A 20481-nucleotide genomic window follows, 5' to 3' on the forward strand; every position below is an offset into this window, starting at 1 on the left:
CATCTGCCGGGAAACGAAAAATCCCCTCGCACAGGAGGGGACGCCGCGCTGACTCCGACCAGGCGTTCTCACCGGTCGGGACTGTTCAGCGCGGCTCGCTAAGCAGAAGGCGTACGGCACGCATGGCGTCAGGGTACCGCACGGGCCCGGAGGCGAGCGGGGAGCACGGCTTCCGGGACGGCCGCCCCGGCGGAGGGAACGCCCGGCCACGGACCGGCGAGCGCTGGGCAGGGAGCGCGGCCGGTCCGGGCCGCGGCCGATCCGGACGCACGTGATCCGGAAAGGAGAAGCGGGCCACCCGATCCGGGTGGCCCGCTTCTTCACTGTCGATCTTGTGGAGCTAAGGAGAATTGAACTCCTGACCTCCTGCATGCCATGCAGGCGCTCTACCAACTGAGCTATAGCCCCTTGCCGCGTGCCGCCCGGTTTCCCCTGGCGACATCGAGAACATTACACGGTCCCCCCGGTGCTTCACCAAATCGTTTCCGGTCCGCACCGATACGCCCGAATTATCACGAACAGTGGATCGCCAGCCGCAGGTCAGGCGGTCGCGAAGGAGTAGAAGCGCTTGAGGGTGCAGTGCTCCTCCAGGAGCCGCCCGTAGATCGGCTCCCCCTCCAGCTCCCGGTAGGTCTCGATCGGGTCGCCTTTTATGATCAGCGCCCGCGCGCATTCCTCGCACCAGTACTGGTACTCCGCGTTGACCGGGTCCATGTCCCTGACGATGGGCGTACCGCTGCCGCACCAGTCGCACTTACGCCTGTGTGCACCCATCAGTCAGCTCCAGCTGTGGCCGCAGGCCGTGCACACGTAGGAGACCCCTCCGTTGTCACCCAGAACCTGGGCCACATGGGACGAACCGCAGGACGGGCAGCCGAGGCGGGATCGATCTTCGAACGGTACGGAGCCGGGGGACGGGGCGGCGACAAGAGGCTGGTCGGGGACGTGTTCGCGACTCGCAGGCATCGCGCTCCCTCCCGATCGGTACGTCGCCCCCTCCGGCGTTCCGATTCTGCCATGGCCCCGCAAGGGGGTCAGCCCGCTCGGTGCTCCCTATACAGAAGATCCCGCCCCCTGGTGGGGACGGGATCCTGATTGTGGAGCTAAGGAGAATTGAACTCCTGACCTCCTGCATGCCATGCAGGCGCTCTACCAACTGAGCTATAGCCCCGCTGTTCGCTGTTGTTTCCCTGCGTTTCCGCGCTGCGAACAAGAAGAACTTTAGCCTGCGACCGGCCGGAAAGTGAAATCCGGACCGCGCCGCCCGAGGACGGCCCGCGAGCGGCCTCTCAACTGCCTCCGGACGGCGTCTAGTCGTCGTCGCCGAGGACCGGCTCGGGGAGCGTGCCGGCGTTGTGTTCCAGCAGGCGCCAGCCGCGCGCACCCTCACCGAGGACGGACCAGCAGCAGTTGGACAGCCCGCCGAGCCCCTCCCAGTGGTGCGCCTCCAGGCCCAGCAATCGGCCGATCGTCGTCCTGATCGTGCCGCCGTGGCTGACCACGACGAGCGTGCCGTCCTCCGGAAGCTTCCCGGCGTGCTCCAGAACGACCGGGGCCGCCCGGTCGGCGACCTCGGTCTCCAGCTCGCCGCCGCCGCGACGCACGGGCTCTCCGCGCTTCCACGCCGCGTACTGATCACCGAAGCGCTCGATGATCTCCTGGTGGGTCAGCCCCTGCCAGGCACCGGCGTATGTCTCACGGAGCGCGGCGTCGTGGGCGACGGAGAGCCCGCTGACGGCGGAGAGCTCGGCAGCCGTGGCCGCCGCCCGTCGCAGGTCGGAGGCGACGATGGCGTCCGGCTTCAGCGAGGCGAGCAGCCGGGCGGCGCGGCGGGCCTGCCCGACGCCGGCCTCGGTGAGCTCGATGTCCGTGGAGCCCTGGAAACGGCGCTCCAGGTTCCACGCCGTCTGGCCGTGCCGCCAGAGAACGATCCTGCGGCCCGTGCCGCTGCTGCCGCCGTTCAGCTCTGATCGCCTTCCGTGCCGCCGTTGAGCTGTGCGTGCTCCTCGGCCTTGCCACGGGTCTTGACCGCGTCCTCGGGGAGGGCGATCTCCGGGCAGTCCTTCCACAGGCGCTCCAGCGCGTAGAAGACGCGCTCCTCGCTGTGCTGGACGTGGATGACGATGTCGACGTAGTCGAGGAGGATCCAGCGGGCGTCGCGGTCACCTTCGCGGCGCACCGGCTTGACGCCGAGCTCCTTCTGGAGCTGCTCCTCGATCTCGTCGACGATCGACTTGACCTGGCGGTCGTTGGGAGCCGAGGCGAGCAGGAAGGCATCGGTGATCGACAGCACATCGCTGACGTCGTAGGCGATGATGTCGTGCGCGAGCCGGTCGGCGGCCGCCTGAGCGGCGGCGTTGATGAGCTCGATGGAGCGGTCCGTGGCGGTCACATGCAGGCTTTCGTCGGCGGTCGGATGCAACCTCTAGGGTCTCACGGACCGCCGACAGAGCCTTACTGCGTTTCTCGACCGGGCTTCACCGGGTTTCCGGACCGGGGTTCACCGGGTTTCCGGACCGGGGTTCACCGGGCTTCCCGACCGGGCCTCACTGCGTTCCTCCGTCAGGTTCGGACGCGGGACACCGGCCGGCGCCGGAGCGCCGACCGGTGGTCCCGGGCGGGCTACGGGACCTCGTAGTCCTGTCCGAGGACCGCGGACACGTCGGCGTTGGCGGCCGGCTCGCCCTTCTTCACGTCACCCGTGGAGAGGCCCAGGGTCTTGGCCACCTCGACGGCCTTCTCCTTGTCCTCGGCGGACCGGTAGAGCACGACGGACGACGCCTCGGACCCTGCCTTACCACTGTCAACGAAGGCGTAACCGCCGTTGACCAGTTGCACCCGGGCGGCTTCCGCGGCCTTCTCGTTCCCGGTCGCGTTGCGGACGGCGACCCGGAGCGGAGCCCCCGCCTCGGGGGCCTTCACCGTGCCGCCGAGGATGTCCTTGACGACGTCGCGGGTGTCCGCCTCGGTGGGCGTGCCGTCCTCCTGGACCGGCAGCAGAGCCGTCTTGTAGTCACCGACCTTGGCACGCGAGGCCAGCTTGGCGAGCGAGGCCCCGAGGTCCTTCTCGGGCAGCGACGGGTCCAGCACCTGGAGCAGCGTCTCGATGGTGACGGTCGCGGCCTTGGGATCCTCGGAGATCTTGCGCAGCGTGGCCCGCATGACCTCGCCGAACCGGGCCAACTGCTTGGCCTCGGGCTCCCCCGGCGCACGGTACGTGGCGTACGCGACGGCCATCGCGCCGCTGAGCGTCTGGGCCTCACCCTTGTTCACCAGGGGCGATTCACCCTTCTTCGCGCCCGGCACATCGGTGTCGGTGTCGACCTCGATGTTGCCGACCAGCTCGACGAGGTTCTCCAGGTACGGGGTGTCCAGCCGCCAGGTGCCGGTGATCCGGGTGCCCAGGAGGGTGTCGATCGCCTCCCGGGTGCCGGTCCTGCCGTCGTCCTCGACGGACTTGCCGAGTGTGGTGGTGGTTCCGTCGTCGGAGGCGACGGCGAGGGAGTTCGGCAGCAGGACCGTGGTGCCCTGCTTGGTGGTGGCGTTGTCGACGAGCAGCGCCGTCGAGGTGCCGCCCGACTTCGTGTCGTGCAGGTGCACCACCATCATGTCGCGCTGCTGGGCGCCGGCGGCCACGGCCTTCTCCTCGTCCGCCCCGGACAGGCCCGGGATCATGTCGGCGGACCAGAGATAACCGGCCCCGCCGACGACGACGAGAACGGCGACGACCATCAGGGCGACCATCCGGTTGCGGCCCTTGCGCCGTGCCTCCTCGCGCCGCTCGCTGCGGCTCTCGGTGAACTTCAGCCAGTCGATGACGTCTTCGGAGTCCTCGTCGGGCTCCTCGATGAACGAGAACTGCTCGGTGCGGTAGTCGGGGGCGGGCTTGCGCTGCCCCGGCAGCCCGGGCTCCACGTCCGGCTCCGCCGCGTCTTCCGCCGACTGCTGTGACTGCTGTGACTGCTGCGGATGCTGCGGATGCTGCTGATGCTGAGCTGGAGGCTGCTGCGGGGCCTGTTCCGGCGCGGGGGCCGTCCCCTGCTGCGGGATGCTCCAGTGCCGGCCGGTGTCGACCGCGGCGGGCTGCTGCCCGGTGGCGTACCCGTAGTCGGTGTAGGAGCCGTAGCCGTACCCCTGGTCCGTGCCCTCGCCCTGCTGCGTCCGGGGCGGCTCGGGCGGCTGTCCCGGATGCGGGGCGGCGTAGGGGTCGTAACTCCGGGGCTGCTGCTGGGGGTTGCCGTACGCGTCGTAGCCGTAGCCGGCGTCCTGGGTCCGGTGTCCCTGACCCGGCTGCGCGGCGTAGGGGTCGTAACCCTGGCCCTGCTGGTCGTACTGCTGTTGCCCCTGCTGCTGGTAGACCGGCTGCCCGTACGCGTCGTAGCCGATGATCTGCGGCTCTTGGTGGTACGGGTCGTACGGGTTCTGTCGGTCGTTCACCGGTGCCCCTCTCCGTGGCTCATTCGCCGCGGTACAGCTGGCGCTTGTCGATGTAGCGGACCACGCCGTCCGGCACCAGATACCAGACCGGCTCCCCCTGCGCGACCCTCTCACGGCAGTCCGTGGACGAGATCGCCAGCGCGGGCACCTCCACGAGGGAGACACCGCCCTCGGGCAGTCCGTCGTCCGTGAGCACATGACCCGGGCGGGTCACACCGATGAAGTGGGAGAGCGAGAACAGCTCCTCCGCGTCGCGCCAGGTGAGGATCTGGGACAACGCGTCGGCGCCGGTGATGAAGAAGAGGTCCGCGTCGCCGTGGACCTCGCGCAGATCCCGCAGCGTATCGATGGTGTACGTCGGTCCGCCACGGTCGATGTCACTCCGGCTGACGGAGAACTGCGGGTTGGACGCGGTGGCGATGACCGTCATCAGATAGCGGTCCTCGGCCGGGGAGACCTTCTTGTGGCTCTTCTGCCACGGCTGCCCGGTCGGGACGAAGACGACCTCGTCGAGATGGAACTGGGCGGCCACTTCACTGGCCGCCACCAGGTGTCCATGGTGGATCGGGTCGAATGTCCCGCCCATCACGCCGATGCGGCGTTTGCCGGGGCCGGTAGGCACTTCCTGCTCTCCCATGCGTGCAGAGCCTACTGGCACAGCTGTACGCCTCTGACTCAGCGGTCGCGGTTGAAGCGGGTGGTGACCCACAGCAGGAACATCAGCGCGAGGAACGCCCCGGCGCCGACGAAGTAGGGGTTGAGGCTTTCGTGGTTGCCGCCCTCGCCGCCTTCGGAGGCGAGAGTGACCAGCTGGTGTGCGGTGCTCGTGAGGCTCATCTTCGGCAGGACCTATCGATCGTGAATCGGAAGGAAGACGTCGGTCACATCGTATGCGGGCCCCCCGGGCACGCTCACGGCGACTCAGTCGTTGTTGTCGTCGTTGCGGTATCCGCGCAGCAGGAACCACGCGAGCAGCACCGCTCCGAGGATCGAGACGAGCAACACGATCCGGAGAGTGTCACCCGGTCCCTGCTCCTCGGACGCGGCGGCGAGCAGTACGGCGGTGTGCGACATTTCAGGCGCTCCTCACAGTTGTCCACAGCCTGCCGCACACCGTAGCCCCAGCGCATACGCTGGGTTTTGTCCGGGGGACGAGCGACGTCTCGTACGAACAGGGGGCCATCCATGACCGACAACAGTCACGAGAACGTGCCGAGCAGGCAGCGCCGGCGATTCCCCGGGATCTCCTCCCGGGCCTACGAGCACCCCGCCGACCGTTCGGCCCTGGTGGCCCTGCGCAAGCTGACCGGGTTCGACACCGTGTTCAAGGCGCTCAGCGGGCTGCTGCCGGAGCGCAGCCTGCGGCTGCTCTTCCTCTCCGACTCCGTCCGGGTGAGCGACGCGCAGTTCACCCACCTCAACGACATGCTGCGGGACGCGTGTTACATCCTGGACCTGGAGAAGGTCCCGCCGATGTACGTGAAGCAGGACCCGCAGCCCAACGCCATGTGCATCGGGCTGGACGAGCCGATCATCGTGGTCACCACCGGCCTGGTCGAGCTGCTCGACGAGGAGGAGATGCGGGCGGTGGTGGGCCACGAGGTGGGCCACGCCCTCTCCGGTCACTCGGTGTACCGGACGATACTGCTCTTCCTGACCAACCTCGCCGTGAAGGTCGCCTGGATCCCGCTGGGCAATGTGGCGATCATGGCGATAGTGACGGCGCTGCGCGAGTGGTTCCGCAAGTCGGAGCTGTCCGCGGACCGGGCCGGGCTGCTGGTCGGCCAGGACATCACGGCCTCCATGCGCGGTCTGATGAAGATCGCGGGCGGCAACCACCTCCACGAGATGAACGTGGACGCCTTCCTCGCCCAGGCCGACGAGTACGAGAAGGGCGGCGACCTCCGGGACTCCGTCCTCAAGATCCTCAATGTGCTGCCCCGCACGCACCCGTTCACCACCGTGCGGGCCGCCGAGCTGAAGAAGTGGTCGGAGACCCGCGACTACCAGCGGATCATGGACGGCCACTACCCGCGGCGCGACGAGGACAAGGACACCTCGGTGACCGACTCGTTCCGGGAGTCCGCCTCGCACTACGCGGACACGGTGCGCACCAGCAAGGACCCGCTGATGAAGCTCGTGGGCGACATCGCCGGCGGCGCGGGAGACCTGGGCGGCAAGCTGCGTGACCGGTTCACCGGAACCGGCGGCGCGAAGGGCGGGGCGCAGGGCCCGTCCGGCGGTTCCGCTACGGACGGGGACGGGACGGCCGGTCGGCCACCCCAGGACCCTGAGGAGGGGAGCCCGGGGACGTCGTCGGGGCCGTCGGGGAGCTGACGGTCTCCAGGGTCCCGCACAGCGCCGCCGCGGGCCGGCCCGTCGTGTACGGGTCGGTGGCGGCGGGCCCGCGGGCGTCCGCCCGTTCCCCGGCGAGGAGCGGGCGGAGCATCCCGGCCGCGTCGGCCGAGCAGGAGTGCGGCCCGGCCTGGACATGGGCGGTGAGCACCTCCAGGCGGTGCAGTCGCAGGTCCTCCCGGTCGAAGCGGAAGTGCAGCTCGCGCCGCACGGTGAACAGGGAGGCGTCGTCGTCCCGGTGGGGCCCGTCGGCCGGGCGCAGGGCGTAGGTGAACGTGTGGTCCGAGACGACGCCGAGGACGCCCGGGGCCTCTTCCTCGTAGCCGAGGGTCCCCTCGACCCGGATCCGCGGGTCCGCGAGTTCCACCTGCTCCGGGTCGAAGCGCACCAGCCAGCCGGTGGCGGCGTGGCTCCCGTCGTCCGTCGGGCTGCTCAGGCTCTGTTCGAACTGGGCGCGCTGGTCCGGGTCGAGGAGGTGCTCGACGGGCCGGCGCACGGAGCCGGTGAGGACGTCGGGGTTCAGGGACGACTCCACCAGGTAGTCCTTGACCGTGGCGAGGGCGGCGGTGATCTGGCTGTCGGAGAAGTTCCGCGTGCGCTCCACGGCGGGGAAGTTGATGCCGTCGGCGCCCGTGCGGAATCCGGAGACCGGTTCGGCCCGGTACAGCCACTCGGGTGATCCGCCCGGTACGGCTCCCCGGGGGGCCAGGGGGACGACGGTGGTCCGCAGGGGTTCGGCCCGCCGGGTGGCCGGCTGGGGGTACGGGCTCCGGAATCCTATGTAGACGGCCACCGCGAAGGCCAGGGCGATGAGGACGACCAGGGCTATGGCGGCCCGGGAGCCGCCGCCGCTGCGGATGACCTGCGTGTCGGGCAGCGCCCGGACGGCGCGGGCGTGCTCGCCCATCCGTTCAGATGCCGAGTACTCCTGCATCCGCGCAGCCCGGACGAACGATTCGTCGAAGACGAGCGAGCGGTACTCGTCCTCGCCGCCCGCGGGGTTCTCGGGGGCACCGTCCGGTGGTTCTGAGCGGCCTGTCATGACTTCTCTCCCCATCTCCACACCGGTCGGTTCGGTGCGCAACGGTCTGCTTCGGCCGACTGGCCTCCGCAGCGAGAAGCCCCCCTGGGAACGAGGGGTCACATCTTGAGGGTAGGTCGATTGCGGCCCGCGTAAACGCCGAGACGGATGGGAAGTGCGGAAGCGCCTGGGGCGGCCGTCGGCGATCGGGTGACGGAGGGGGGCTCAGGGCAGCCGGGGCTCGGCGGAGACGGTGGGGCGGGAATGGTCCGCGGAGGCCGACGGGGCGGCGCCGGGCTTGTCCACGCCACTGGTGACGGGCGGCGGCACCTGGTCCTGTCGGTTGTTCGAGCCGCCCCGGTAGACCGCGGTGAAGGCGAGGGAGACCATGCCGACGCCCATCACCAGGGCGAGCAGCCAGGCCACCGGGCGGTGCCAGCGGGCGGAGTTGCGGTAGGGGCGCAAGGAGCCGCCGTGGCGGCCGTAGGGCCTCGGGGCACCGTCGTCGTCCCCGATGCCGTGATCGGGGTCGTAGTCGAGGTCCTGGGGGTCGTGGAAGCCCCGGGAGCCGCCGTAGGGGTCGTACGCGTCGTCGTCCGCGCGGCGGCTCCGACGGGCGCGGGCGGCGTCGGCCTCGGCACGGGCCTCGGCGGCGGCGAGCAGGCGCTCCACGGCGGTGGGCTCATGGACGGGCGCCGACCGGACGAAGTCCTCGTCGAACACCACGGAGGCGAAGTCCTCGTCCGCGCCCCCGCGGTCGTCGTCGGGCTCCCAGCCGTCAGGAAACGGCCTGCCCCCCACGTCGTCCGGCACGGTTTCAGGGTAGCCGGGCCGGGACCTTTTGGGCAGGGGCCCCGTGAACTCCCCGGGCGGCGCGGGGGAACGCGCGGTCGGCCCCTCGCGGCGGAAGGGGCCGACCGGAGGGGCCGGCCGGAGGGGCCGGCCGAAGGGGCCGGCCGAAGGGGCCGGCCGAAGGGGCCGGCCGGATCGGTCTAGCGGGTGTGCCCGTCCCCCGTGACGATGTACTTCGTCGAGGTCAGCTCGGGCAGGCCCATCGGCCCGCGGGCGTGCAGCTTCTGCGTGGAGATGCCGATCTCGGCGCCGAAGCCGAACTGCCCGCCGTCCGTGAAGCGGGTGGATGCGTTCACGGCGACCGTAGTCGAATCGACCAACTGGGTGAACCGGCGGGCGGCGGCCTGCGAGGTGGTGACGATCGCCTCGGTGTGGCCGGAGGACCAGAGCCGGATGTGGGCGACCGCCGCGTCCAGGGAGTCGACGACCGCCGCCGCGATGTCGTAGGAGAGGTACTCGGTCTCCCAGTCCTCCGTCGTCGCCGGGACCACCATGGCCTTGGATCCCTCGGCGCGGGCGAGGACGTGCTCGTCGCCGTGGACGGTGACCCCGGCCTCGGCCAGCGCGTCCAGGGCGAGCGGCAGGAAGGCGTCCGCCACGTCCTTGTGGACGAGGAGGGTCTCGGCCGCGTTGCAGACGCTGGGGCGCTGCGCCTTGGAGTTGATCAGGATGTCGACCGCCATGGCCAGGTCCGTCTGCGCGTCGACGTAGACGTGGCAGTTGCCGGTGCCCGTCTCGATGACGGGCACGGTGGACTCCTCGACGACCGTGCGGATCAGCGAGGCGCCGCCGCGCGGGATGAGGACGTCGACGAGGCCGCGGGCCCGCATCAGTTCGCGCACGGAGTCACGGCTCTCGCCCGGGACGAGCTGCACCGCGTCGGCCGGCAGGCCGGAGCCGCCGACCGCGTCGCGCAGGACCCGGACGAGGGCGGTGTTGGAGGCGTAGGCCGAGGAGGAGCCGCGCAGCAGGACCGCGTTGCCGGACTTCAGGCAGAGCGCGGCCGCGTCGACGGTGACGTTGGGCCGGGCCTCGTAGATGATGCCGACCACGCCGAGCGGGACCCGCACCTGCCGGAGGTCGATGCCGTTGGGCAGGGTCGAGCCGCGCACCACCTCGCCGACCGGGTCGGGGAGGGCCGCGACGTCCCGTACGTCGGCGGCGATGGCGCGGATCCGTTCCGGGGTGAGGGTGAGGCGGTCGATGATGCCTTCGCTCGTCCCGGCCTCGCGGGCGCGCTCGACGTCCTTGGCGTTGGCCTCGACGATCTCGCTCGTGCGCACTTCGAGGGCGTCGGCGATGGCCAGCAGCGCGTCGTCCTTGGCCGCGCGCGGAAGTGGCGCGATGTCGGCGGCGGCGGCGCGGGCCCGGTAGGCGGTCTGCGCGACCGGGGAGAGGTTGTCGTAGGGCGAGAGCGTGGTCATGCCCGCAGAGTAATGCGCACTCTGCGGGCATCCGGCACGTATCCCGTGATGCGAGACGCCCGACCCGAGGCGCGGACGCCGTCGGATCACCCCGAGGTCAGTAGGGGTGCACGCCCACGGGGGCCGCGGGCGGCGGCCCGTAGCCCTCGGCGATCCGCAGGTGGTAGGTCTCGCGGTCGATGACTTCCAGGCCGACGATCTCCCAGGGCGGGAGCTGGGCGCTGGAGCGGTGCTCGCCCCACAGCCGCAGCGCGACCGCGGCCGCGTCGTGCAGATCGCGGGCCTCTTCCCAGTAGCGGATCTCCGCGTGGTCGCTCGCGTAGCGGCTGGTCAGCAGGAAGGGGTGGTCGTGCGCGAGCTGTTCCAGGCCGCGTCTGACCTCCCCCAGCGGAGTCTCGGCGCCCGACACGCTGAGCGTGATGTGCCAGAGCTTGGACTGCGGGGACTCCTCCTTCGCCGTCGTGACCGACTCCCGTTCGACGGTGTCCGCCGGGGTCGGATTCTGGTCGAAATCCGCCCCCGCTCCGACACTCGTCAGGGTGCGGTTGGCCGTGCCTCGGGGCGGCGCCCCCGGGCGCGCTCGTCTCACCGGCGGCCTCCTGTGATGTGTTGCGGTGCGGTACCCCTGTTCCCCCACTACAAAGTGGACCAGTCCACAGGCCGACATGGGGTGGTTTTGGGGAAGGTCCCCGCTGGATGGCGGGACTTTCAGCCGTTTCAGGGGGTGAGGCGCGGCGCGAGGAGGACCAGATCGTCCCTGTGTACGACCTCGCGTTCGTAGGCGGGCCCCAGTTCGCGGGCGAGGTCCCGGGTGGAGCGGCCGAGCAGCTGGGGGATCTCCTTCGCGTCGAAGTTGACGAGTCCGCGGGCGACAGGGGTGCCGTGCGGGTCGCGCAGCTCGACCGGGTCGCCGGCGCTGAACTCGCCCTCGACGGCGGAGATCCCGGCGGGCAGCAGGGAGGTGCGCCGCTCCACCACGGCCCGTACGGCACCGTCGTCGAGGGTGAGCGCGCCCTGCGGGGTGGAGGCGTGGGCCAGCCACAGGAGGCGGTCGGCGGAGCGGCGTCCGGTGGGGTGGAAGTACGTGCCGGTGTCGCGGCCCGCGAGGGCGTCGGCGACGCGGCTGGCGGAGGTGAGGACGACGGGAACGCCGGCGGCGGTGGCGATGCGGGCGGCCTCGACCTTGGTGACCATGCCGCCGGTTCCGACGCCCGCCTTCCCCGCGCTGCCGATGGTGACGCCGGTCAGGTCGTCGGGGCCGGTGACCTCGGCGACCCGGGAGGCGCCGGGAGTGCCGGGCGGTCCGTCGTAGAGGCCGTCCACGTCGGAGAGCAGGACGAGCAGGTCGGCGTGGACGAGGTGGGCGACGAGGGCGGCGAGCCGGTCGTTGTCGCCGAAGCGGATCTCGTCGGTGGCGACGGTGTCGTTCTCGTTGACGACGGGGACGGCGCCCATCTCCAGGAGCTTGTCCAGGGTGCTGTAGGCGTTGCGGTAATGGCCGCGGCGGCTGGTGTCGTCGGCGGTGAGGAGCACCTGGCCGACGCGGACGCCGTAGCGCGCGAACGAGGCGGTGTAGCGCGCCACGAGGAGGCCTTGGCCGACGCTGGCGGCGGCCTGCTGGCGGGCCAGGTCCTTGGGCCTGCGGACGAGGCCGAGCGGGGCGAGTCCGGCGGCGATGGCTCCGCTGGAGACGAGGACGACCTCGCGTTCGCCGCCGTCCCTGACCTTGGCCAGGACGTCCACGAGGGCGTCGACGCGGTCGGCGTCGAGGCCGCCGGAGGCGGTGGTGAGCGAGGAGGAGCCGACCTTGACGACGATCCTGCGGGCGCCGGTCACCGCCGGCTCGCGGCCCGACGGCCTCTGCTCTGCCACGTGCTTCCTCGCTCTGGATCGCCCCGGTGTCCGACGCGGGGCCCGCTGTGCCGCCCCCGGCACAGCACAGTACGCGAGCGGCCGCCCCCGCCGCCTGCCCGTTCCGCTCGGTGGACGCCGGAGGACGGCGGGTGAACGGGGTGCGGGGTGGGCTGCGGGGGCGGCCGCGGTGGGCTCAGCTCTGCTGCTCGTCCTTGACGGCGAGCATCCGGTCCACGACCCGGGCGGCGGCGCGGCCGTCGGAGGGCTCGCAGAAGTCGACCCGGAACTGCGCGTACTTCTCCTTGTACTCCTCGCTCACCTGGTCGATGTTCCGGATCGCGGAGACGAGGTCCTCGGAGGTCTTGATCAGCGGCCCGGGGGCGCGGGAGGTGAAGTCGAAGTAGAAGCCGCGCAGGGTGTCGCGGTAGTGCTCCAGGTCGTACGTGAAGAAGAGCATCGGACGCCCGGAGTGCGCGAAGTCGAACAGCACCGAGGAGTAGTCCGTGATCAGCACGTCGGCGATCAGGTAGAGGTCGGCGATGTCCGGGTAGTACGTGACGTCGTAGACGAAGCCCTGTCCGGCGCCGGGGATGGAGTCGAGGACCTTGTGGTGCTTGCGGTAGAGCAGCACGTGGTCGTCGCCGAGCTCGCGCTTCGCGGCCTCGACGTCGATCTGGTTGTCCAGCTTGAAGCGGCGGCCGCCGTAGCGCTGGTCGTCGCGCCAGGTGGGCGCGTACAGGACGACCTTCTTGCCCGCGGGGATGCCGAGCTTCTCCCGTACGGCCGCGGCGCGCTTGACGCGGTCGGGGGCGTGGAAGACGTCGTTGCGCGGGTACCCCGCTTCCAGGACCTCGCACTGGAGGCGGAAGGAGTTGGTCATGATCGGGGTGGTGAAGGAGTTCGGCGTGATGAACAGGCTGTACTGGCGCGAGCGTTGCGGGAGGCTCGCGATGTAGGCCAGGTTCGCCTTCGGGGTGCCGAGCAGGTCGGCGCCGATGCGCTTGAGCGGGGTGCCGTGCCAGGTCTGGACGACGACCTGGCCCTCGCGGCGGACGAACCACTCGCGGATGCCGCCGTTGGTGACGACGTACCGGCTGCGGGCCAGTGCCTCGTACCACTCCTTGCTGCCCCACTCGACGCCGCGGACGCCGGGCGGCAGGACGACCTGCTGGTCGTGGACCATCGCGATGTGCTCGACCTCGGTGCCGCGGCGCTTGAGCTCCTCGTAGACCGCGCGGGGCGAGTCGGAGAACTGCTTGCCGCCGAAGCTGTTGTAGAGCACGGCCTCGCGCAGCGGCAGCTTGCGCTGCTCGGGGGTGTAGACGTCGCGCATCAGCCGCTGGCGGTAGGCGCCGCGCAGCTCCGGGTCGAGGACCGGCCCGGACTCCACGAAGATCCGGTCGAAGTCGAGCCGCTCGACGGTGTACGTGCGGTGCTCGCCGCGGTGGGCCAGCGGCAGCGTGTTCACGAGGTCGGGGCGGATCGTGACGGGGAGGTCGCGGGTGTGGTCCCACTCGGTGCGCAGGCGCAGGCGCGGCATCCAGCGGCCGGCGCGCAGCGGCACGGTGCCCTCGTAGGTGGGCATGGTGTCCGGGCGCAGGCGGGCGGTGAAACGGCCGTCGGCGAACTCGACGGGCAGCGGGCGGTCCTCGTTGCGGCCGGTGTGGCGCAGGACCATCTTCATCTGCTCGGCGGAGCCGGTGTAGACACCGGAGAGGACGAGCTCGCCGTCCGTGCCCCACTCGACGCTGTCGACGAGGGGCTGGACCGTGCGGACCTGAGGGGTGAAGTTCCCGGCGCCGTCAGTGAGGATCGCGAACTCGCGTCCCCCGGGCAGCGGGTGGACTCCGGTGACGGACTGCGCACCGTTGGTGGCGCGGCGGGTGGTGCCGTCGGCGAAGACGATCTGGGCGCGGTACTTGACGGACCTGCCGGGGCGTACGTCGTCGACGGGGAGGTCCGCGAAGTCGAGGCGGGCGGTGTGGCGGAGCCAGCCGTCGGCGCCGGTCTCGCCCTGCTGGAGCGGGAGATCGGTGGCGAAACCGCTCGGCTCGTGGTCGATGCGCAGGGCGGTGGGGTACTTGCCCGCGGGGGTGGTGACGCGGGAGCGCAGGGTGACGGTGAGGGTCTCGCCGTCGGCTTCCTGGGCGATGATCTCGGCGGGGACGACGTCCACGGAGAGCTTGAGCCGGTTGCGGTCGAAGCCGACGACGAGGCGTACGCCGTCGTCCAGAACCCGGGTGTAGCTGTGACCGGACGCGCCCGCGTTGTTCTTGGTGACACTGCCCACGGACATGCCGCCGGGGCGCGGGATACCGATGCCCAGGCGCCAGGTGCCGGGCTGCCACTGACCGCGTACACGCAGCCGGGACGGGTCGATGCCGAGCTCGAAGCCGGACCAGTCGTAGTTGTGCAGGGCGCCCTTGGCCTCGGCGGTGGCCCGGGGTTCCAGGACGGTGCGCATCCGCAGCGGGAGGGTGGAGCGGCTGCCCTGGCGGCGGAGCACGGCGACGCGCAGTGACCGCTTGCCGGTGGCCGAGGGGACGTTGGGGATGTAGGCGTAGCCCTTGACGAGGAGCTTGCCGTCCTCCCAGCCGAGATCGAGGAGCTTGCCGCGTACCGGCAGTTCGCTGCGGTTGAAGTTGCGTACCGAGGAGGGGAGCGAGGAGCTCTCGACGCCGGGCAGCTCGATGCGGGCGCGCCGCAGGCCGCGGACGGAGAAGGCTCCCGGGTTCTCGCGCTCGTAGTGCAGCAGGTCCACCAGCTCGTCACCGCGGCCGCTGGCCGCCAGGTGCCACTTGACCCGGGCCATCGGGGAGAACTGCCGTACGACCTTCGGGGCCGCGCGGTCCAGGAAGTCCTGGGCCGCTCGGTGGAATGCGGGGCGCTCCTCGACCGGAGTCTCCGGGAAGTACTTCATGAGCCGGCTGAGCTCGTCGGGGATCGCTTCGAGGGACGCCACGGGTGGAGGGCCTTTCCGGGGGGACGTGCAGATGATGAACCCCAGGAGGACGGGGCGTTAATGAGACGGCTCCAACGGTCTCATGGTTGCCCCACAGTATGACGTGACACCTCTCACAGGACGAACCGCCCCGGGCGTCACCGGGGCGGGAGAGGGGGCCTGTACTCCCCCGGCCCCGTCCGGTCAGACGCGGTGGGCGCGGGGGGTGCGCACGGCGCCGAGCAGCGCTCGGCGGGCCTTGCGGACCACGCGCCGGGCGAGGGAGAGGCGGGGCTTGTCCCGCGGTGCCTCGATCCGCCGTCCGCCGACCCATTCCGTGACGGTCACCTCGTAGGCCCGGTCGGGGAGCACGGAGCTCTCCCCGAAGTGCGGGTAGGCGAGGTGGAGACGGGGCGGGTTCCCCCGGCGGACGAGTTCGGGCTCCTCCTGGGCGCGCAGGAAGGCGACGATGTCCAGGAGCAGGTCGAGCCGGCCCTCGGCGAGACACATCAGCCGCAGCCGTTCGTTCACCTTGAGGTTGCGGCCGAGCTCCGGGGTCCAGTACGTCTTCATCAGCGGGGCGGCGAGCGCCATCTTCCGCTCGCGGACCTCGGGCTTCTGCTTCAGCAGTCCGGGGCCGAACTGGGGCAGCAGCGTGATGACGAACGGCCGCACCATCAGGACGTCGCGCCGGGGGCCCGGGGGCACGTACTGGGCGATGAGCCCCATGAGGGCGCGGGCCGAGTCGAAGCGGCGCTTGTAGCTGCCCTTCTTGGTCATCTGGTTGCGGTCCTCGCGGCCGACGAGGTAGTAGCAGGTGTAGTCGGCGACTACGGAGATCCCGTTGCCGCGGATGTACGCCTCCATCGTGAACAGGGCGTCCTCACCCGTCTTCAGCTTCTCGTCGAAGGTCATTCCGAGGCGTACGAGGAGGTCGCGCCGGAACAGTTTCTGCGCGCTCAACGTGAATTTGACGTTGGAGGAATACAGGTCGGCTCGCTCGACGGTCTCTTTCCACATCGATTTCGCGGCACCGCGATTGACGCCGACGATCTTCCCGAGCACCACGTCCGTGCCCGCCCGGTCTCCCATGGCGACCATGCGCTCCAGGGCTTCCTCGCCGAAATAGTCGTCCGCGTCGAGAAAGAACACGTACCGGCCGCGGGCGAGGGAGAGGCCCCGATTGCGCGGGCCACTGGGGCCGCCGGAATTCGCCTGCCGGACGACTCTCGTGGGAATCGCCGTCCTGGCGGCGAACTCCTCCAGGCAGGCGCCGGTGCCGTCGGTGGAGCCGTCGTCGATCGCGACGATCTCCATGCGGTCCGCGCCGATGGTCTGCGCCTCGACGGACTCCAGGCACCGGACCAGGTAGGGCATCGCGTCATACGCTCCGATGATCACACTGACATCGGGCTCGTCGTTCTTCCTGGGCATGTCAGCCATGTGCACCTGTCGATTTGATCACGAAAGAAGGCAGCTCGCCCGACTCTGCACCTTTTGCGCATCCGCATGCCGGACGACCCGTACGCCCTTCCCCAAGGAGAGACGTACGGGTCGCGGTCGGGGTTGCCTACTTTTCAGCCATTTCGATCAGTTGTGCGGCGCTCGTCCGTACGCACTCAGCGCACGGACGAGGACCCCTCGGCGAGGGCCTCCCGAGCCTCCGGGGCCCCGGCCTCCGGTGCGTCCGGGTCCGCCGTGGCGTCGGCCTCGGCCACCGCCTGCGGATCGCCGGCCCCGACGCCGCTGGTGACGGACTCCGCGTCAGGCACCGCCACGGACTGGTCGCCGAGCCGCTGGGCGACGCCCAGGTTGCGGGCCTCGGCCTTGGCGGCCAGCGCCCGTACGGCGGCGTCGAACTGCTCCATGGAGGTCGGCTCGTCCGGCCCCAGGAGGTAGGTCTTCAGCTCGCGGCGGGCGTCCGCCAGCGTGTCCGCCGCCGGATCGGCCACCGCGGCCAGCAGCGCGTCGAGCTCCTCGGCGCCGTTGGACAGGATGACCGCGGCGCGCACCGCGGTGTTCTGCCGCTTGAACTCCTCGGCTCCGAGCCCGGCGGAGTCGGTGACCGCGTACGGCTTGCCGCTCGCGATGAAGTCGGAGACCACACTGGAAATGTCCGAAACCATGGCGTCGGACTCGTTGAAGCAGTCGTACAGCTTGGGCTGTGCGCCGGTCACCGTTCGGTGCTCCCACCAGCCGAAGGAGCGCCAGTAGGCGTCGTTCCACTCGGCTCGCAGCCGGGCGGTCTCCGCCTCGCGGGCGGGGTCGGCGAGTGAGATCCGCGACTCCTCCGCCTCGTCGCCGCCCGAGTGGCCGGGGGCCGACAGCTGCGCGAGCCGCGTCTCGATCCGGGCCAGCTCGGCCTTGGCGGCGCTCTGCCCGGCGGCGGCCGACGACGCCTCCTTCGCCCAGCGGGGCTCGGCGGCGCGCTCGGCGGCGGCCTTCTCCAGCATCGCCCGGATCCGGGCGTTGACGGCCTTGGCCTTACCGCTGCGGATACCGGTGAAGGGGTGCGGCTTGTAGATGATCCGGACCGGGTCGGCGGCGTTCAGGAGCCGGCGCACGATGTTCTCGCCCGCCAGCAGCAGGGAGGTGTTGCCCGGGTTGTCGTCCCAGCCCTCCCAGGTGGGCGCGTACAGCACGGTCGGGATGGGGTTCTTGACGGCGCCCGTCCAGCTCCTGATGGGCTCCAGCTGCGGGCGGCCGACCTCGACGATGTCCTGGTCGAGAACGCCGACGTCGGCCAGCGCGTAGCGGTCGCGGCCGGCCCGGCCCGCGGTCCAGACCTCGTCGTAGACCTTGGAGTACGGGTTGACGCTGGCGAGCTTGTCGCTGTCACCGTGCCCGATGAAGACGTGCTTCATCGTCGGGACCCGCAGGATGTGGATGTTCTTGCCGACGTTGGCGGGATACAGGCAGACCCGGACGGTCGAGAGGTCCAGGTTCATCAGATGGGTGCCCGCCGGGACGCAGAGAACCGGGACGGAGGTCTCGGCCAGCTGCGGGACGAGACCGCGCTCCCGCATGATGATCAGCGGCCGGCCCTCGACCCTGGCCATGGTCTCCAGCCACATGTTGCCCTGGTAGGCGGACTCGTTGGAGCCGGAGAAGTAGAGCACCACGGTCGGCTGGTAGTCGCGCAGCCAGCTGTCGACGGCCTTGAGCACGGTGGTGGCCGGAGGCGCCAGCCGGCCGCGGCGCACGTACGGGAACAGCAGCGCGAGGTAGAACAGGGCCAGCAGCAGCGTCAGGCCGATGCCCACGTAGCCGATGACGTCCTCACCGGTACCGGCGGCGAGCATGATGCCCACCACGGCCGGGATGTCGAGGTGCAGCATCTTCTCGGCGGAGCGCCGCAGCAGCACGCCGGGCGGGGCGTCGGGGATGCGGACCGCGTGCAGGTCCACGTTGCGGGTGACGACCGGCATGGTGCGGCGGAGCCGGATCAGGGTCGTCAGGGCGCCGTGCGGCGCCTGGAGCCCGTAGAAGAGCAGGAAACAGGCCACCGCCGAGTAGAACAGCGGCGACTCGGCGAGATCCAGCCGGGCCAGCAGCAGGATGACCATGAGCTGCCGCAGCAGGAAGCGGATCGACAGCCCGGCGCGCACCTTGCCCAGGCGGTTGACCAGATAACTCCCCTTCTGGTGCAGGTACCAGTCGGCGGCGTACGTGACAGCGGTGGCCGCCGCGAAGAACCAGATGTGGGGAATGAGCGCGGCAAGCATGACGCAGGGATATCCCAGCCCCATCAACAACGCTGCCGCCAGTTCCGACCTGCTGCCCACACGGGCCAGGCGAATGGCTGTCGAGATCACGAAGAACCTGCTCCAGGGGGTGCCGGTTGATTCACGTATTGGCGGAAATGTGAAGGTGCGGCTTCACGCATTCGGGCCTCTGCCATCGCACAAAGCGACAACAGAGGCCCGGAAAAGCACATTTGTCAAGAATTATTACACATCTGCTTGGCGGTCCAGCACGGAGGCCAGGGCCTGCTCGAAACCGGAGGACTCGGCGGCTCCCGCCGTCGGGTCCTGCTGCCGTACGTCGATGACGTGGCCGGTCAGGGCGGAGAGCAGGACGTCCAGCGAGGTGCGGGCCACCGCCTCCGAGGAGAGCAGCGAGCCCTCGGGCTCCTGGCCGAACGCCTTGGTGCGCATCGGGGTCGCGGTGCGCTCCGGGTTCACGCAGTTGACCCGGATGCCCTCGCCCGCCCACTCGTCGGCGAGCGCCTGGGTGAGGTTGACCATGGCGGCCTTGGTGGAGGAGTAGAGGCTGTACTCGGCGCGGCCCCGGGTGTAGCTGCTGGAGGTGTAGAGCAGCAACTGGCCCTGGGTCTCCGCCAGGTACTTGTACGAGGCGCGGGCGATCTGGACGGGGGCCAGGTAGTTGACGTTCAGGGCTTCCTGGATCGTCGTGCTGTCCGTCTCGGCCAGCTTGCCGATCCGCAGCACGCCCGCGGTGTTGATGACGTAGTCGACCCGCCCGGTCTCGGCGTACGCCTTGGAGAGCGCGTCCTCCACGTGCTCCGGGTTCTCCACGTGCGTACCGGTGGTGGAGCGGCCCAGCGCGTAGACCTTCGCGCCGTAGCTCTCCGCGAGGGAGGCGATATCGGCGCCGATGCCGTACGAACCGCCGAAGACGACGAGGGTCTTGCCGGTGAGGAGCTCCCGGTAGGCGGCCTCGTCGGCCTGGCGGGGGGCGGCGGTGGAGGCCAGCTGGAAGAGCTTGTCGGTGATGAAGACGTCGACCGGCTGGGTCACCTTCATGTTGTACTCGTCGCCCGCGACCACGTAGATCGGCACGTCGGGGAGGTACTTGAGGACCACCGAACAGTCGTCGGTCGCCTGGAAGTTGGGGTCACCCGCCGCGACCTCGTACGCCCTGCGGATCGTGGAGAGCTTGAAGGCCTGCGGCGTCTGGCCTCGGCGCAGCCGGGAGCGGTCGGGCACCTCGGTGATGAACTCGCCGTCCTCCCCGTGGGTGCGGGTCACGATGATCGTGTCCGCGGACGGGATGGCGACGTCGACGGCCTGGTACCGGTCCAGCGCGTCGACGCAGTCCGTGATCACACGCTGTGACAGCAGGGGGCGTACCGCGTCATGGAAGAGGACGTTGCGGTCCTCGCCCTCGGCGAGGCCCTCGCCGAGCGCCGCGATGGCCCGCTCGGTGGTCTCGTTGCGGGTGTTGCCGCCCTCGATGATCCGGGTGACCTTGGTCAGTCCGGCCTTCGCGACGATCTTCTCGACGTCGGGCACGAAACCGGGCGCCATCAACACGATGACGTCGTCGATGCCCTCGGCGTTCTCGAAGATGGTCAGCGTGTGCTCGATGACGGCCTTGCCGGCGATCTTCAGCAGCTGCTTGGGGATCGACAGGCCCACGCGCTGGCCGGTCCCACCGGCGAGCACGACCGCTGTGGTCCGGGGCTTGGCTTCATGCGGCACAGACACAGACGACCTACCTTGCTATGACGGGGGAACAGTGTGATGGTCGCACTCTCCGTGACCGTCTCGCAAGGTGGACGTCGTCCGCCGATCGTCCTGCGGATACCCGCAGTTCACCCTCTGGCCAGGGAGTTGGGCGCTTCGGGGCGGTCG

The 20481-nt window shown here is 70.3% G+C and carries 18 protein-coding genes and 2 tRNA genes; 1 reads left to right on the plus strand and 19 read right to left on the minus strand.

What is annotated here, in order from left to right; all coding sequences use genetic code 11:
- Positions 1-335 precede the first annotated feature (335 nt).
- The 10 genes from ACH4RG_RS15080 to ACH4RG_RS15125 all read right to left on the minus strand — a co-directional run bounded on the left by ACH4RG_RS15080 (position 336) and on the right by ACH4RG_RS15125 (position 5511).
- Positions 336-408: transfer RNA gene (locus ACH4RG_RS15080), tRNA-Ala, on the minus strand.
- A gap of 132 nt (positions 409-540) precedes the next feature.
- On the minus strand, positions 541-774 hold the full coding sequence (locus ACH4RG_RS15085) for a hypothetical protein (protein WP_003969224.1): 234 nt from the start codon (positions 772-774) through the stop codon (positions 541-543).
- A 3-nt stretch (positions 775-777) separates the two neighbouring features.
- Positions 778-966: a hypothetical protein gene (locus tag ACH4RG_RS15090; protein ID WP_397916802.1), complete on the minus strand. Its 189-nt coding sequence runs from the start codon at positions 964-966 to the stop codon at positions 778-780.
- Positions 967-1098: 132 nt separating this feature from the next.
- Positions 1099-1171: transfer RNA gene (locus ACH4RG_RS15095), tRNA-Ala, on the minus strand.
- Positions 1172-1310: 139 nt separating this feature from the next.
- Positions 1311-1964: a histidine phosphatase family protein gene (locus ACH4RG_RS15100; RefSeq protein ID WP_397917233.1), complete on the minus strand. Its 654-nt coding sequence runs from the start codon at positions 1962-1964 to the stop codon at positions 1311-1313.
- Positions 1961-2392, minus strand: coding sequence for a ribosome silencing factor (gene rsfS / locus ACH4RG_RS15105; protein ID WP_018961239.1), 432 nt, complete (start codon positions 2390-2392; stop codon positions 1961-1963). Before rsfS ends, ACH4RG_RS15100 begins: the two co-directional genes overlap by 4 nt.
- A 230-nt stretch (positions 2393-2622) precedes the next feature.
- On the minus strand, positions 2623-4437 hold the full coding sequence (locus ACH4RG_RS15110; protein ID WP_398539644.1) for an LCP family protein: 1815 nt from the start codon (positions 4435-4437) through the stop codon (positions 2623-2625).
- Between the two features lie 19 nt (positions 4438-4456).
- The gene (nadD, locus tag ACH4RG_RS15115) at positions 4457-5074 is read right to left on the minus strand and encodes a nicotinate-nucleotide adenylyltransferase (RefSeq protein ID WP_026291102.1); all 618 of its coding nucleotides are present in this window, start codon (positions 5072-5074) and stop codon (positions 4457-4459) included.
- A gap of 38 nt (positions 5075-5112) precedes the next feature.
- Positions 5113-5274: a hypothetical protein gene (locus tag ACH4RG_RS15120; RefSeq protein ID WP_018961242.1), complete on the minus strand. Its 162-nt coding sequence runs from the start codon at positions 5272-5274 to the stop codon at positions 5113-5115.
- An 84-nt stretch (positions 5275-5358) separates the two neighbouring features.
- Positions 5359-5511, minus strand: a complete 153-nt coding sequence (locus ACH4RG_RS15125; protein ID WP_018961243.1) for a hypothetical protein — start codon at positions 5509-5511, stop codon at positions 5359-5361.
- Positions 5512-5622: 111 nt separating this feature from the next.
- On the opposite strand from ACH4RG_RS15125, the gene ACH4RG_RS15130 reads away from it, so the two are divergent.
- The gene (locus ACH4RG_RS15130; RefSeq protein WP_397916804.1) at positions 5623-6774 is read left to right on the plus strand and encodes a M48 family metallopeptidase; all 1152 of its coding nucleotides are present in this window, start codon (positions 5623-5625) and stop codon (positions 6772-6774) included.
- Here the strand turns inward: ACH4RG_RS15130 and ACH4RG_RS15135 are convergent.
- The 9 genes from ACH4RG_RS15135 to ACH4RG_RS15175 form a co-directional block, all read right to left on the minus strand.
- Complete coding sequence (locus tag ACH4RG_RS15135) at positions 6686-7834, minus strand: hypothetical protein (RefSeq protein WP_397916805.1); 1149 nt, start codon at positions 7832-7834, stop codon at positions 6686-6688. The genes ACH4RG_RS15130 and ACH4RG_RS15135 overlap by 89 nt on opposite strands.
- 204 nt (positions 7835-8038) lie before the next feature.
- Positions 8039-8626, minus strand: a complete 588-nt coding sequence (locus ACH4RG_RS15140; protein ID WP_397916806.1) for a hypothetical protein — start codon at positions 8624-8626, stop codon at positions 8039-8041.
- A gap of 179 nt (positions 8627-8805) precedes the next feature.
- A complete protein-coding gene (locus tag ACH4RG_RS15145; RefSeq protein WP_397916807.1) occupies positions 8806-10089 on the minus strand; it encodes a glutamate-5-semialdehyde dehydrogenase in 1284 nt (427 codons plus the stop codon).
- A gap of 97 nt (positions 10090-10186) precedes the next feature.
- Entirely contained in the window at positions 10187-10678 is a 492-nt protein-coding gene (locus tag ACH4RG_RS15150; RefSeq protein WP_397916808.1) for a hypothetical protein, read from the minus strand.
- A gap of 128 nt (positions 10679-10806) precedes the next feature.
- Positions 10807-11961, minus strand: coding sequence for a glutamate 5-kinase (gene proB / locus ACH4RG_RS15155; protein WP_397916809.1), 1155 nt, complete (start codon positions 11959-11961; stop codon positions 10807-10809).
- A 175-nt stretch (positions 11962-12136) separates the two neighbouring features.
- Positions 12137-14905, minus strand: a complete 2769-nt coding sequence (locus tag ACH4RG_RS15160) for a CDP-glycerol glycerophosphotransferase family protein (protein WP_398539645.1) — start codon at positions 14903-14905, stop codon at positions 12137-12139.
- A 183-nt stretch (positions 14906-15088) separates the two neighbouring features.
- Entirely contained in the window at positions 15089-16327 is a 1239-nt protein-coding gene (locus ACH4RG_RS15165; protein ID WP_397916811.1) for a glycosyltransferase family 2 protein, read from the minus strand.
- A 176-nt stretch (positions 16328-16503) separates the two neighbouring features.
- Positions 16504-18609, minus strand: a complete 2106-nt coding sequence (locus tag ACH4RG_RS15170; RefSeq protein WP_398160688.1) for a hypothetical protein — start codon at positions 18607-18609, stop codon at positions 16504-16506.
- A gap of 225 nt (positions 18610-18834) precedes the next feature.
- Positions 18835-20334: an SDR family NAD(P)-dependent oxidoreductase gene (locus ACH4RG_RS15175; protein WP_397916813.1), complete on the minus strand. Its 1500-nt coding sequence runs from the start codon at positions 20332-20334 to the stop codon at positions 18835-18837.
- Positions 20335-20481 lie beyond the last annotated feature (147 nt).

The organism is Streptomyces sp. NPDC021019 (genome assembly GCF_044333295.1).
In the GTDB taxonomy this organism is placed as follows: Bacteria; Actinomycetota; Actinomycetes; order Streptomycetales; family Streptomycetaceae; genus Streptomyces.